8 protein-coding genes are annotated in these 14,189 nt (G+C 61.9%); 4 read left to right on the top strand and 4 right to left on the bottom strand.

Going from position 1 to position 14,189, the window contains the following annotated elements; genetic code table 11:
• Positions 1–114 precede the first annotated feature (114 nt).
• The 3 genes from E2A64_RS16100 to E2A64_RS16090 all read left to right on the top strand — a co-directional run bounded on the left by E2A64_RS16100 (position 115) and on the right by E2A64_RS16090 (position 3,786).
• A complete protein-coding gene (locus E2A64_RS16100; protein ID WP_158285778.1) occupies positions 115–2,754 on the top strand; it encodes an HYR domain-containing protein in 2,640 nt (879 codons plus the stop codon).
• 218 nt (positions 2,755–2,972) lie between these two features.
• On the top strand, positions 2,973–3,323 hold the full coding sequence (locus E2A64_RS16095) for an ArsR/SmtB family transcription factor (protein ID WP_133285547.1): 351 nt from the start codon (positions 2,973–2,975) through the stop codon (positions 3,321–3,323).
• Complete coding sequence (locus E2A64_RS16090; protein ID WP_133285835.1) at positions 3,307–3,786, top strand: SRPBCC domain-containing protein; 480 nt, start codon at positions 3,307–3,309, stop codon at positions 3,784–3,786. Before E2A64_RS16095 ends, E2A64_RS16090 begins: the two co-directional genes overlap by 17 nt.
• Positions 3,787–3,977: 191 nt before the next feature.
• Here E2A64_RS16090 and E2A64_RS16085 read toward each other — a convergent pair whose 3' ends face one another.
• Both E2A64_RS16085 and E2A64_RS16080 read right to left on the bottom strand, forming a co-directional pair.
• Entirely contained in the window at positions 3,978–7,652 is a 3,675-nt protein-coding gene (locus tag E2A64_RS16085) for a DUF7933 domain-containing protein (protein ID WP_158285777.1), read from the bottom strand.
• A 447-nt stretch (positions 7,653–8,099) separates the two neighbouring features.
• The gene (locus E2A64_RS16080; RefSeq protein WP_133285545.1) at positions 8,100–8,654 is read right to left on the bottom strand and encodes a dihydrofolate reductase family protein; all 555 of its coding nucleotides are present in this window, start codon (positions 8,652–8,654) and stop codon (positions 8,100–8,102) included.
• A 204-nt stretch (positions 8,655–8,858) separates the two neighbouring features.
• Between E2A64_RS16080 and E2A64_RS16075 the strand changes: the two genes are divergently transcribed.
• Positions 8,859–11,285, top strand: coding sequence for an EAL domain-containing protein (locus tag E2A64_RS16075; protein ID WP_133285544.1), 2,427 nt, complete (start codon positions 8,859–8,861; stop codon positions 11,283–11,285).
• 126 nt (positions 11,286–11,411) lie between these two features.
• Here the strand turns inward: E2A64_RS16075 and E2A64_RS16070 are convergent, their stop codons facing one another.
• Together E2A64_RS16070 and E2A64_RS16065 are read right to left on the bottom strand one after the other, a co-directional pair.
• Positions 11,412–12,221 carry a PIG-L family deacetylase gene (locus E2A64_RS16070; RefSeq protein ID WP_133285543.1) on the bottom strand — a complete coding sequence of 270 codons (810 nt, stop codon included), beginning with the start codon at positions 12,219–12,221 and terminating at the stop codon, positions 11,412–11,414.
• A gap of 389 nt (positions 12,222–12,610) precedes the next feature.
• Positions 12,611–14,189, bottom strand: a 1,579-nt coding sequence (locus E2A64_RS16065) for an autotransporter family protein (protein ID WP_133285542.1), incomplete at its 5' end; no start/stop codon positions are given.

Below are 14,189 nucleotides of genomic sequence, written 5' to 3'. Positions count from 1 at the left end.
CGCCTGATGTCGCTTTTATTTCTGCCCTGACTGTCCTGGGGTTCGGATTCGTTTGGGGGGAAACGCATGCGGCGCAAGTATTCACTCTTTCTTTGGGCGGCGCTGGGAATTTGGATGGCACTCGTCTGTCCGGGCCACGCGCAGAGTGCGGGCGACACCACCGCGCCGGAAGCGCTTGCGCTGGTCAGGCTAAGTCCCTCGACCACGATCACAAATGCGGACGCACTGATCTGGCGGCTCACATTTGACGAGGACGTCAAGAATGTCGATGCCTCCGATTTCTCGTTCAGCGGGACGACGGCCGCGCTCGGCGTTGTGGGGAGCGGTGCGGTCTACGACCTGACCCTCAGCGGCGGTGATCTCGCCAGCCTCACCGGTGCGGTCGCGATAGGATTTTCCGCCGGGCAGGATATTGCGGACTTGGCCGACAACGCATTTTCCGGTGGCGCGCCTACGACCAATCAAAGCACCTACATCCTCGACAATGCCAGCGATTCGGTGTCACTTTCCGGGCCGTCCGGAATTGTCTCGAGCGAGTTTCAGGTCACGATGACCTTTACGGCGAACGGAGCCTCGCCGGCCCCCAATTCGGTCAATCCGGGGTCGTCAGCCATTCTCGGTGCGCTGCAGCTGACAAATGCCACTCGCACGGGGACCACCAGCTTCGTTGGCAGCACCCTGACATTCCATCTGACCCCGGATGGACCCGGCGCGATAACCGCGACGCTGCCCGCGGGTGCCGCGGCCGATGGCGTGGGCAACCCGACATTGGCCTCCAACACGCTGTCTTTGACGGCCGGCACCGACAGCGAGGATCCGGTGGTGGTCGTTCCTTCCAACATCGCCGTCGAAACCGATCCGGGCCAGGCGACCGCTGTCGTGACCTATGCCAACCCCACCGCGACCGACGATGTGGGAGTTGTTTCCGGACCCACATTGACGGCGGGGCTGGCCTCGGGGGCAGCGTTTCCCGTGGGTGAGACCACTGTGACCTACGAGGCCGAGGACGCCGCGGGCAATGTCGGCAGCGCCAGTTTCACCGTCACCGTCGAGGACAAGGAGAAGCCGGTCATCCAGCCGATTGCGCCCTTGACGCTGGAGGCCGATCCATCCGGAACCCGCCGGGTGGGCATCTCAACCCTGGTGGATGACAATGTCGACACGGGGCTCCAGCCCGTATTCGCTCTGAACGGGACGACCATCCCCACCACCTACGACTTTCCCATCGGTGTCAACAATGTAACGATCAACGCGGTCGATTCAGCGGGGAACGCGGCGGACGAGGTGATCTTCGTCCTTACCATCACGCCCGGCGCGACACCTGTGAGCCCGATCATCACGACGGCCGAAATCAATCCGAACCGTTCGATGACGATCAGGGGAACGGCGGAGATCGATTCGATCGTCCGCGTGACGTTTCCCGACAATTCTTTCGTGGAGGTGAACGCCGCGGGCGGTGCGTTCTCGGTCACCTCGGCTGCCGACATGCAGGGAGGAACTGTCCGGGTGACGGCCACCGACGACCGCGGTTACACATCCGCGCCCGCGACAGTCGATCTCTTCCCCGACTATGATGGGCCTACGGTCACGATCACCGGACCCGCCGTTGTTGAGACGACTGATCCTATTCTCGTCACCATCACCTTTTCGGAGACGGTAAGCGGTTTCGATCAGTCGGATGTGTCGGTGGCCGGCGGCACGATCGTCCAGTTCAGCGATGCCAACCCGGTCTACATGGTTCAGATCAGGCCGGACCTGACACAGGATTTGGTCGTGAGCGTGGCTGCAGGCGGTGCACAGGACAGCGCCGCAAATCCCAACGTCGCCTCCAACGTCCTCGTTATCTACAACGCCACGCTGACGGAAACGGAGCAGCTGATCGCCGACGCCGCGCTGGCGCGGAACAGGGCACTCATCCGCAGCCGTCCGAAAATCTCGCGCTTCCTGCTTGGAGGCCAGTCCGATTTTTTCACGGGCAGCATCGATCAAGGCACGGGCAATCTGCGCTTTGCAACCTCATCCGATCGCCCGTTCTGGATCAGTGTCCAGGGGAACTGGAGCAATCTGGATGGTCTCGAAACCTCCTATGGCAACGTGGCCACGGGCTGGCACTATGCCCCCAGCGAGAACCTGCTCCTGGGTGTGATGGGCATATTCGACAAGTCGGTTTCCGAGGAGATCTCCTCGCGGGTCAAGAGCCGGGGCTGGCTTGTCGGCCCCTATGCCGTCGCCCGCCTGCCCAACCAGCCTCTCGTTTTCTCGGCGTCGTATCTCAGGGGGCAATCCGAGAACAGGATCTCGCCGCTCGGGACATACGAGGACAGCTACGGCGCCGACAGGGTCCTGGCAACGTTCGGCATTGCCGGGGAGATCGAACTGCCGCGGCTGACGATCATCCCGCTGTTCGATCTCGCCCATGCATCCGAACGGAATGAGGCCTATGTCGGAGGAAACGGTTTGCCGGTACGCTCGCTGACCGTCACGACCACGGACGCCACCGTCGGCCTGAATTTTGTGGTGCCGGTGGATGTCGGCACCGGTTACCTGGAGCTCATCGGGGGGGTCGGCATCACGGCATCGTCCTCCGACAACGGTTTCGAAAAGGTCGAAAGCACGGCTGCACAGACCGAATTCGGCTTTCGCTACGAGATGGCGAATGGCGGACGCATCGGCGGAAGCATCACCTATGACGGCCTGGGCGATGACGGATATGATGCATTCGGCGCGCGGGCGACGCTCGGCATCGCCTTCTGACCTGTCCGGCCAGTCATGGCTTCCCGACAAGGCCTTTGCCGCCCGCAGCACAGGTTTCCGCCGTGCCGGTCAGCATCACGCCGGGATCGAACGCGGCCCGAAACCCTTCGGGTATCGCGTTCGTCGGGGCAGGCAACTGTCTCTGGAATGATGGTTCAATACTAAGGCAACTACCTTTTTGTTGTTGACTGGCTTGAGCGGTCGGTCTACACGGCTTCATGCCTTTTCATTCAAATCCGCTTGACCTCGCATTCCATGCTCTCAGCGACCCGACACGCCGGGCGGTGATATCGCGTCTGGCCGAGGGGGAGATGCCCGTCAGCGTGCTGGCTGAACCTTTCGACATGGCGCTTCCCTCGTTCACCCAGCACCTCAAAGTGCTGGAGGATTGTGGGTTGATCGCCAGCGAGAAGCGCGGGCGCAGCCGCTGGTGCCGTCTTGAACGAGCGCGGTTCGAGGAGGCGGCAAGCTGGATGGAAGCGGAGCGCAGATGCTGGGGCGAACGGCTCGACCGGCTGGAAGCCTATCTGGACAACACAAGAGAGGACGATGATGGACAAGCTGTTTGATACCTGGTCGCTCGACCGTGAGATCGTGCTCGTGAAAGTGCTCAAGCACCCACGTCACAAGGTCTTTGCCGCCTGGATGGATGGGGAGGCACTCGCGCAGTGGTATGGTCCCGCAGGCCTCTCCATCGAGAACCGAAAGGTCGATATCCGCGAAGGCGGCGAATGGTGCTTCGACATGGTGGGGGTGTTCGAAGGGAAAACGCAGCGTTTCGCCAACCAGATGCGCTTTCTGAAGATCGTGCCGAACGAGCTGATCGTGGTGGACTACGGCACTCCCGAGCCGGACGATCCCGAGCGTTTCCACATGACGATCACGTTCGATGAGCAGAGCGACGGAAAGACCGTCTTGACCTTGCGCCAGCTTCACCCGAGCCGCGAACGTCGCCAGACCGTCATCGGCTTCGGCGCAGTGGAGTATGGGCTGCAGACGCTGGACGGATTGGCGGCCTGGCTGGACGCCTGAAGCTCCCCGTCACGCGACGCTGTTCGGGGCATTCGTCGCGAAACCCGTTCGGCAATGTGTGGCGAGCCGTCCGGCGCGCTTCCGGCCAGGTGGAAATCGTGCAGCGGCAGCGCCATTCGGCCAGGCATTCCCCCGATCTCGGGCGGCCGGCTGCATTCTTTCGCAAAAAGACCGCAGCCGGAACCGCCGCCTCAGAAGGGGACGGTGAAGTTGAGTGTGCCGCCGTAGGAGGAGAAGTCTGCCGCTCCTATGCCGTCGTAAAAGCCTTTGCCGGAGATGCGGATTTTCCGGTTCGGGATCACGATCCCGGCGCCCATCTCCAACCGCGCCCGCAGATCCTCGTCGGATGAGGCCAGACGCGGGTCGGTCGGCACTGTCTCGTGCAGCTTGTTGAAATCGTAGATCCCCGACAGCGACACGAAAGGCGAGAACAGCAGGCTGTCGTCGAGTATCAGCTCCCAGGAGATTTTCGGGCCGAACTCGACCCGGCCCAGGTCGAAATCCTGCGACGGTATCTGATTGCCGAGCGAGTCCGTGTAGCTTTCCTGTTCCTCGTAATAGTAGGTGAGACGGACAAATGGACTGATCCGGGCGTGTTCGTCGATCTCGAAGTCGCCGGTCAGTCCGCCCTGCATCAGGAAACGCTGGGTGCGGAAGTCGTCCTCGAACAGGCCCAATGCATTGACGCTGTTATTGGACTGGCCGTAGGTCACAGCGCCGTCGATATAGAAGTTCTGATGTACCTTCAGAACCGCATAGGGGCCGACCATCCAGCCGATGCCGTCGGCCGAGGTATTGGCGCTGCCATTATGCTCGTCAGTGATGTCGAGCTGGCCCAGGACGCCTACCACTGCCCGGTCCGCGAAACGGTAGTCGAGGCCCGCGAAGAACAGGCCCGACACACTGTCGCTGGCCTTGTCCTGCGTCCTCGCATAGGTGCCTTCCGCCCAGAAATCCCAGCCGGATTGCACCTCGGCGCTCTCCTCGCCGGCAGCCGGGGCTTGGCCTGCGGCGATCCCGAGGATCGCGAGCGTTTCGGCTTCGGCAGCCTGCGGTGCGGCACTCGCATAGCCTGATGTGGTTTCCGAAGTGAAGCTGTCAAAGCCTGCCGCATGGCCCGCTGCGGTGACCGGCTGGTGAACGGGGCTGCCCGAAACGCCGTTGCGGACAGCGTCGGAAAAGGCCCTCAGCGAGAACTGGAAGCTGCCGGTCTGCGAAAAGCGGGAGGCATTGAAGTTGAAGCCGTTAAGTCCCGACTGTCGCCCGAACGGGCCGTTCGTCAGGCGTGAGACGAGATCCGGCTGGCCTGCCACGATCACATTGGCGCGGCTCGTCACGAAGGATGCGATGACGTCCTCGGTTCTCTGGATATCTGCAGCGGAATCCCGGCTGTTGGTCAGAAAGAAGTCGACGCTCGTCAGGCCCGCCGCGCTTGCCGTTACAGCATAGGACTGGAGTGAGCCGCCGCTGTAGCCGGAAGCGATGGCATTGGCGGTCATGGCCGAACTCGTAGCCGTGCCGTCAGAAGCCGTGATCACGGTTTCGGTGTTGGAGCCGCTGCCGGCGAAAGTCAGCGAGGCGCCGCTCGAGGGGGCCGTGAATGTGACACTGACACCGGCAACCCCGGCATTGGATGAATCCGTGACGGTTGCCACCAGCACGCTGCCGAACTGCGTGCCGGCCTCCGTGCTTTGTCCCGAGCCGGATGTGGCCGAGAGGCCGGCAGGAATTCCCCCGCCGGTGCCGCTGACGGATATGTTGAACGGGTTCTCGTCCGCATCATTATTGGCGAAGTTGAAATCGAAATCGAACGACCCGGAGGAGGTGGGAGTATAGGACACCTGCAATGTCGCGGTTCCTCCGCCACTGACCACGGAGAGGGAACTCAAGGTAAAGCTGTCGACCGTCACATTGGTCGTGCTGGTCACGTTGCCGCCGACCGTTGGCTGTGTCAGGCTGAGGGGTGCGGTGCCGCTATTGGTGATCGTGTAGGTTATCGTCGCCGACGAGCCCGCGGTGACGGTCCCTGAAATCGTGTCCGTTCCGCCGTCCGAGATCGGGCCGCTTGCGGAAGAGGATACTTCGATCTCCGCCGCCCCGGAAGCTGTACCGCTGACCAGGATATCGTAATTGGCTTCGTCTGCATCGTTGCTGACGATGTCGACCTGGAACGAGAAGGGCCCGATTGCGATCGGCGTGTACTGGACGGTGAAGGTGGTGGTCGCACCACCGGCAAGAGTGTTCGATCCGGGTGCGGAAATGCTGTCGACGCTGACGTTTATTGGCGAGTCGCTGGTCGGAGTTCCACTGAGAGACAAGGTGGCGGTGCCCTTGTTTTCTATCGTGAAGGTCAGGGTCTGCTGGACGCCAAGGGTCACGACGCCCTGGCTGTCGATGTCGTCGTCGGCGATCGAGGTCGAAACCGGGCGCTGAACGTCGATGTCCGGCGAGGACACGGTGAGCGAGGCCGAGGATGGTCCCGAGTTGCCCAGGCTGGAGGTCAGGTTGCCGGTGGTGTTGACGAACGAACCGTCGCTCGTTGCGCCGACATCGACGCTGACCGTACAGCTGGCGCCCGCGCCCACAGTTCCGCCGGAATAGGAAACCGTGCCGGCGCCGCTCGAAGCAGTAAGAGTTCCCCCGGTACATGTGGTCGCGGCATTCGACGGCGAACTCACGTTCATTCCGGCCGGCAGATTGTCGGTGAAATCGAGAGACGTCGCGTCGAGCGCGTTTGTCGAGTTGTCGATCGTGAAGGTAATCGTCGAGGCGCCGCCGATCTCGATCGTGGTCGGGGAAAATGACTGGCTGAACGTCGGCGCCGCCGTCCCCGTGCCGCTGATCGTGAAGTTGTACGGGCTCTCATTCGCATCATCATTTACAAAGCTCAGATTGAACGAGAAATTGCCCGCCGAAGTCGGCGTGTATTGAACCGTAAAGGTCTCGGTCCCGCCGCCGGAGGCGACGGTGCTGTTCGTCGGCGCCGAGATCGAATTGACGGTCACGTTGGACAGCAAGCTGGACGTTGCCGTCGCGATGGTCAAATCACCCGTGCCGGAATTGGTGACAGTGAAGGTCAGGTTGACCGGGCTGCCTGCCGCCTGGGTTCCCTGTGCGAGCGTGCCTTCGTCGGCAACTGCGCCCTGGCTCTGGCCGGTTTCGGCGACAGAGATTTCCGGCGCGCCGGAGGCGGTGCCGCTCACGATGAAATTATAGGGGCCCTCGTTCGCATCATCATTCGCAAAGCTCAGATTGAACGAGAAGTTGCCCGCCGAAGTCGGCGTGTATTGAACCGTAAAGGTCTCGGTCCCGCCGCCGGAGGCGACGGTGGTGTTCGTCGGCGCCGAGATCGAATTGACGGTCACGTTGGACAGCAAGCTGGACGTTGCCGTCGCGATGGTCAAATCACCCGTGCCGGAATTGGTGACTGTGAAGGTCAGGTTGACCGGGCTGCCTGCCGCCTGAGTTCCCTGTGCGAGCGTGCCTTCGTCGGCAACTGCGCCCTGGTTCTGGCCGGTTTCGGATACCGAAATTTCGGGAGCAGTGGCCGCGCCATAATTGGTGTTGGAGAGGGTCGCAGTCGTGCTGTTTGCACCGGGGAAGACCACGCTGAATGCGAAGGGCGTACCGGAATACGTTCCCGTGACGGACAGTGTACATCCGACGGTCACATTACATTCGGGCGACAAAAAAGTCCCGGAGTCATCCGAAGTCGTGCCGCCCGTGACGGACCCGGTTGCGCCATTGTAGAACGCGATAAGCACCTGGATGGTCGAGCCGGACACGATACCGTTGTTGAGGATCTCTATCTCGTCGGTGCTGTTGTAGGCCGTGCCGCAGGTGATCGCGCCATCCAGCTGGACCACAATTTCATTGCCGGAGGATATGGTGTTCCCCTCGCACGGAAAAGGCGCGGCATGACTATTCGAAGATAAGAGAAAGCAACTGCTTACCAAGGCGAGCACGAAGCTCGCAAACAAGATGACCGACCGCATCGACTCGCCCCCAAGTCCAATCAGCGAAATTAAGTAAATGCTTTAAAGCTCGTTTCAGTCTGCATTTCCTGAATTCGCGCAGTATTTTTTTCTATTCGAACCAGAGCGCCTACTCAGTCGAATCAATACTTCATGAAGAAACCCTGCTGACACTTGGCGGGCGAAATCAAGCCTGAATTGATCGAAGGGCTATCGTAACTGTGTACTTGCTACCTGGGATTTAAGGCGCCTCTCCTTGCTCGGTCCGGGGGCGCTCGCCTCTCAGGAAAACGATCCTTTTCGTGACGTCGATCTTGCCCTGTGGGAGCATTGCCTCGCTCATCGCCGCAGCGAGGTCTCGCGCGTGAATTCGAACGTCATCACCTTTGGGCCTGTGGGATATGATCGTGCGAAATGCATTTCCTCGGGGGCGAATTTCGCGAACGGCCTCGTTCCTGTCCGGCCCATGACCGGGTGGACGCTCAGCAACACATTATCCAACAGGCCCCAACCGGCGAACTGGGCGATGATGGAAGGACTGCCGAGGACGAGAACGGCGCCGCTGCGGCGCACGTGCTCCGCGCTTGCGGGATTGAGATCCCGGAGGATCGATGTTCCTTTCCAGTCGCTGCCGCTCAGGCTGTTCGAAACGACCGTTCTCGGAGTGCCGTCGATGGCGCGTCCAAGTCTCTGTTCCCATTCGGGAAGCGACGTGTCGTTCGCGGCATCGGGCCAGTGGGCGACGAACAGTTCATAGGTCTTCCGGCCGAGGACGAGCGTCTGGCACGCCTCCACGCAATCAACCGCAAATCTCATGAAGTCGTCGTCGATGACGACATCGTCGTGATTGCAGAAACCGTCGGGTGTCACGTTGAGCTGGGCAGTCACGCTCATGGCTGTCTTTTCGCATCGATGTCCGGTCTCAACTCAACGGTTCGATGCGAAAGGAGGTTCCCCGGCGGGACGAAATGGAGCTTCCCGGGGAGGGAATTCTGTTTGCTGTCGGTAAATCATGAAAAATAGATATAAAGTTCGATTTGTTAATTTCGGGGTAACCGGCGCCGTGTCAATTCGGAACAAAAATGCGGGAGTGCATGAATGTTCGCAGTGGCTGGCTGCATCATCCGGGATCATGATCTGTGGCTGGTCGGCATCGCAGCCGTCATCTGTGCCGCGGGTTCCTGGGCCACGTTTCAGCTCTTCGCCCGCGCGCGCCTGTCGACAAGGTTCGAGCGGGAAGCCTGGCTCATCCTCACCTCGGTGGTTGCCGGCGCGGGCATATGGTGCACCCATTTCATCGCCATGCTCGGCTACAGGGCGGATCTGCCCATCAGTTTCGATCCGGTCCTGACAATCGTCTCCTTCCTGCTGGCGATCGTCGGCGTTGCGGCCGGCTTTCGCGTCGCGGCGGTGGGCTCCGGTCCGGTTTTCTCGATCACGGGAGGCGTGATCATCGGGCTGGCGATCGCTCTCATGCACTACACGGGAATGCAGGCCTACCGCGTCCAGGGCATCGTCTCCTGGGACCGGACCTATATCGGCGCCTCGATCGTGCTGTCGATGGCGCTGGGCGGAGCCGCGCTTCATGTCGCCTGTGACCGCGATGGAGCCGCCAGGCGGTTTTACGCCGCTGGCCTGCTGACGATCGGCATCGTCATTCTGCACTTCACCGGAATGACGGCCTTCCAGGTCGAGCCGATGCTGATCGACCCGGTGGTCAACGGCGATTCCGCGGCCCTGCGCGCCATGGCGTTTGCCGTGGCCGGCGTGGCGGCCGTCATTCTCGGCGCCGGGTTTGCCAGCACCTACATCGATACCAAGGCACGGGCGGATGCATCCGATGCGCTGAAGAACATGTCGAACGGTCTGCTGATGGTTGCTCCGGACCGCACGATACGGCTGTTCAACCATCGCGTGGCCGAACTCCTGAACCTTGAGCCGGGCGGCATAACCGCCGGCATGCCGATCGATGATTTCCTGGCCAATGTCGGGCACATGGCCGGCTGGGACGCCGAGCGCCTCAGCCGCGTGATCGACAATCATCATGCCTGGTTCTCGGCCGCCGAGACGGTGAGGGTGGACCATCATTTCGACAGCGGACGGGTCATTCACGTCTGTTGCCAGCCGGTGGGCGGCGGCAGCGCGATCATAACCTATGACGATGTCACCGAAGCGCGCTCGAGCCAGGCCGAGGTTGCCCATATGGCTTTCCACGATGCGCTGACAGGGCTGCCCAATCGCCGAAGCTTCAGGAACGATCTCGAAGTGCTCGCGACAGAGCGGAACTGGGTCATGCTGATGCTCGACCTCGATCGGTTCAAGCAGGTCAACGACACGTTCGGTCATGCCACCGGCGACAGGTTGCTCGTCATGGTGACCCAACGCCTGCAGGACAGGTGCGAGCCCAGCGAGAAGATCTTCCGGCTCGGGGGCGACGAAATCGCAATTCTGTCGTCGCGCGATACCGAAAACGCCCGGCTGCTTGCCGCCGAAATCGTCTCCGCACTCTCGAGGCCCTACGACATCGACGGCGAGACGCTCTGCGTCGGCTGCAGCATCGGCATTGCCGCATCCGATGGCGAAGACGATACGGCCCTGGTGCAGCAGATGGCGGATTTCGCCCTGTACAAGGCCAAGGAGAATGGGCGTGGCCGCGTCGAACTCTACGAGACCGGCATGCTGGAGGAGGCGGCCCGGAAGCGGACCTTCGAGCGCGAGATCGAAGTGGCGCTGTTGGAGCAGCAGTTCGAACTGCACTTCCAGCCGCTTTACGTGTTGCCCGGCAGGGAGCTTGCGGGTTTCGAAGCACTGATACGCTGGCGGCACCCGGAACTGGGCATGGTCTCTCCGGCTGACTTCATCCCGGTCGCCGAACAGACCGGCGCCATCCTGCCGATCGGCGAATGGGTGTTCGACGAAGCATGCCGGCAACTCGCCGGGTGGCCGGAGGACATCTACATGTCGGTGAACGTCTCTCCGGTCCAGCTTCGCTCCGCAAGTATCCTCAATCAGATTTGCGGCGCCATCGAGCGGCACAACATATTGCCGCGGCGCATTGAAGTCGAACTCACCGAAACCGCCATGGTCGAGAACAGCGATCAGATCGCCTCGGTCCTGTCCGGGCTGCGCGCTTTCGGTGTGCGCATTGCCATGGATGACTTCGGGACCGGTTATTCCTCACTCGCCCATCTGCGCACGTTCGAGCTTGATCGCATCAAGATCGACCGCAGCTTCATCGACGTCTCGCGTGAGGATGTCAGCGCCGCGGCGGTGGTGCGCGCGGTGACCGGGCTTGCCCGCGATCTCTCGATCGCAACGACCGGCGAGGGGGTCGAGAACGAAGACCAGCTTGACGGCCTCATCGCGGTCGGATGCGAAACGGCGCAAGGCTTCCTTTTCAGCAAGCCCTTGAGCGCGGAGAAGGCCAGCGCCCTGCTGAGAGCAAGGCTGGAGGAGAGGAACGATGGCGATCCCGTTTCGCTCTGGCCGGCATTCTCCGGAGAGGTCAGGCAGAACCGCGCCTGAGAGAGCCTTCTCTCCCCGACGAAACCGGCCTGTACTGCGCGCGACGTCATCGACCGGCCGGCATCGACAACGGTGACGTCAGGGGGGTGCGGTCCCGGCCGGTCATCCGTGCGATGCGCGGGGATGTCAGGGGGCTATGGTGAACATGTTGAGCGGAAGCAGGTGCTGCTGGGGTTCGGGCTCCTTGCCCTGATCAGGTGCGAGGATATAGCACTCCTCGTCGAACCAGGCCCAGTCGTCGGACCATGTCCAGCACTGATGGTCCTTGTAGACCTGCGCCACCTGTTCGGCGAACTGCTTGTTCGTCGGCAGCCGGATATAGCCTCCGGGCGACGTCTGGAAGTAGCGCATCGCCAGTGGCAAAGTCCGTTCGCTGCAATAGTTCGACATCCACAGCTTGAAGCCGATTTCACGCTGCAGGCTTTGCAGCGCCCGGAAGACCTGAACATGTTCTTCGTGTCCGTATTCGCCCCACGGATTATGGGTGAAGACGTTCATGTCCGCACGAAGCCGCGGTCGCAGCCGGGTGCGGATCAGTTCGAAATTCTCCCGATAGGCATCAAGGACACTGCGGCGCGCCACCAGAAGGTTCGGCAGGCCGACGCTGCCGAGCGCCCGTTTCGCGGCCCGTTTCACCTCCCGCTTCCGCCATTCGAGGGTGAAGGCGAGACCGACGTCGTTTTCCTCCGGACTGGCCCAGTTGGCGCAGCCATAAGCACCGGATTCCTCGATATCCAGACAGAAGACCCCGTCACGTGGAAAGGCCGCAATGGCTTTCGCGCGCTTTTCGGCGAGGTCCGGCTGTGCCCAGAACGAGCGGTAGACGATAGCGACTTCATCGACGAGATGGAGGATGGCGTTGAACCAGAGCAGTTCATCGTCCGGATGGGCGCCGATGATCAGCGAATTGTTCAGAAATTCGGGGCGAGCAGTCATGCTTCAGTACTTTCCGGGAGTTTTGGTAAAGCCGCGAATACGCAGCGCCTTCTGCTCAGAGGCGGGGTCGACAGCCAGTTGAAGCGGGCTGTCGCTCTGTATCGTAAGGTCAATTTTCGAGGCTTGAATCTGGTGCGGTCGACATAAGGCATCATTAGCGATTTCGAATGGACTTCGGGTTAATCGCGCCGCGAAAATTCGAGCTAGGGTAAATTATTGTAGAACTATCATTTTCCGCGAAGCAGTCAGGGGACAGGCGGATTGGCGGGGGAGGGGCGCATCTCCAGTCCGGTTCTTCGGATCGCGGCCAGGGCGCAACCTGAAACCGCGGATACTTGCCCTGGAAAGAACTCGGACCGGCCCGACAGGCCGGCCCTCCTGCTCCGGGCTCAGAACCTCGCGGCCAGACCAGCCGACAGCGCGTGGTCTTCCTGGTTCTGGGCGAAGGCGCCGGTATAGTCGATGGTGAACGGCATGTCGGGCGTGACGGCGAAGTTGAGGCCGACGCCGACGATGCCGACATCGCGTGCCGCGGCATTGCCGGGAACGGTGAACGACGTATTCGTCGAGCCGAAGGTCATGGTCGTTGCCGGCGTGATGTCGCCGAAGGTGTGGTTCCAGGCAATGGAACTCTCCAGCGATACGCCTGTGCCGCCGTAAAGCCGGCCGAGATCGAAGGCGCTGCGCACGCCGAGGGTGGTCACCGGAAGCATGCGGGAAGCCCAGGCGCCGGTCAGGGCCGAGGCGCCGCCGGTTTCGGTAAAGCCGCTGGTATACTGGTAGACCAGCGCCGCACCGGCGAAGGGCTCGATCAGGAAGCCGTTCTGGTTCGTCAACGCATAGCCGACCTCGCCGAAGGCCTGGACGGTTGCGGAGCGATAATAGCTCGTCAGCGTCTCGTCGATGCTGGAGAAGCGCACATTCCGCTCGGTGCCGATTTCGTTGACGCTTACCGCTGCCCCGTACATCAGGCGAAGCGCCTCATAGCGGCGGGCGGCGTAGAGGCCGGCGGTAAAGCTGTCCATGCCCGACTTGGACTCAAGCTCGCCCACATTGGTCTGGGTGTGGCTGTAGCCGAGGAAGCCGCCGAGGCGCCAGTCGCTGCCGTAGCCGATCTCGACGCCGGTCAGCAGGCCGCCGGTGGAGCGCTCGGTGGTGTGGCTTTCGCCGCTCCCGAGCGTCTTTCCCATCGCGCCATAGGCCTTGCTCCAGACGGCGTGGCCGCTGGCGGTCCCGATCGACCCGGTGGTCGTGCCGTCGACGCCTGCCGGCGTGCCTTCGTCCCCGGCATAGGCGAGCTGCGCGAGATTGCCGGTCATGGAGTCCGTGGAGACGACATCCGCGCCGTCGACGGCGAGGGAGGAGCGCAGGCGCCAGGTGATGATGTCGCGGACCATTCCGGCGCTCTGGATGGCCGATGTCTGGATCGAGGCATGGGCCTCGCCGGACAGCCAGATAGTCCCCTCGATCACCTGGTCCCTGTTGTTCATGAAGAGGAACTCGTCATAGAGGGGATTGCCCCAGTCGAGGCTTTCGACGGCGTCGGCAATGGCGGCCTGGGTCCTGGTATCGGTGACGTCGGAAAAGGCGAGGCCGTTGCGCTCCAGGGTCAGATCGATGGTCGTGGGCGTATAGGCGAGCGCGATGTCGAGGAAGAGCGAACTGTTGAAAATGTTCTCTGACTCGACGGTGCCGAATTGGCCGTCGATCTCTCCGGCGGAGACGATGGTGGTGCTGTTACCCGGTCTCAAGTCGACAGGAAGACCGCCAACGAGGACAAGACGGGCGTCCTCGTCGATCGTGAAGGTCCCGGAGACGTCGAGAGCGGCGTCGGCGTCGAGATCGACCAGCAAGGTGGAGCCCGCGTCGAAATCGGCATCGCCGTCGATGGTTCCTTCGCCCGCCAGCGTGCCGCCGGAAAGCACGGAGAGCGAGCCGCGGAAATCCGTGTCGATGGAGAGCATCCCG

Origin of the sequence: Pseudohoeflea suaedae (assembly GCF_004354915.1) — a bacterium.
GTDB lineage: Bacteria > Pseudomonadota > Alphaproteobacteria > Rhizobiales > Rhizobiaceae > Pseudohoeflea > Pseudohoeflea suaedae.
Note: the sequence above shows the minus strand (reverse complement) of the source record. Positions and strands in the feature narration are given on the sequence as shown.

Coding starts and splice junctions, on each gene's coding strand:
- E2A64_RS16100 (WP_158285778.1), top strand. CDS start 115: ATGGCACTCGTCTGTCCGGGCCACGCGCAGAGTGCGGGCGACACCACC.
- E2A64_RS16095 (WP_133285547.1), top strand. CDS start 2,973: ATGCCTTTTCATTCAAATCCGCTTGACCTCGCATTCCATGCTCTCAGC.
- E2A64_RS16090 (WP_133285835.1), top strand. CDS start 3,307: ATGGACAAGCTGTTTGATACCTGGTCGCTCGACCGTGAGATCGTGCTC.
- E2A64_RS16080 (WP_133285545.1), bottom strand. CDS start 8,654: ATGAGCGTGACTGCCCAGCTCAACGTGACACCCGACGGTTTCTGCAAT.
- E2A64_RS16075 (WP_133285544.1), top strand. CDS start 8,859: ATGTTCGCAGTGGCTGGCTGCATCATCCGGGATCATGATCTGTGGCTG.
- E2A64_RS16070 (WP_133285543.1), bottom strand. CDS start 12,221: ATGACTGCTCGCCCCGAATTTCTGAACAATTCGCTGATCATCGGCGCC.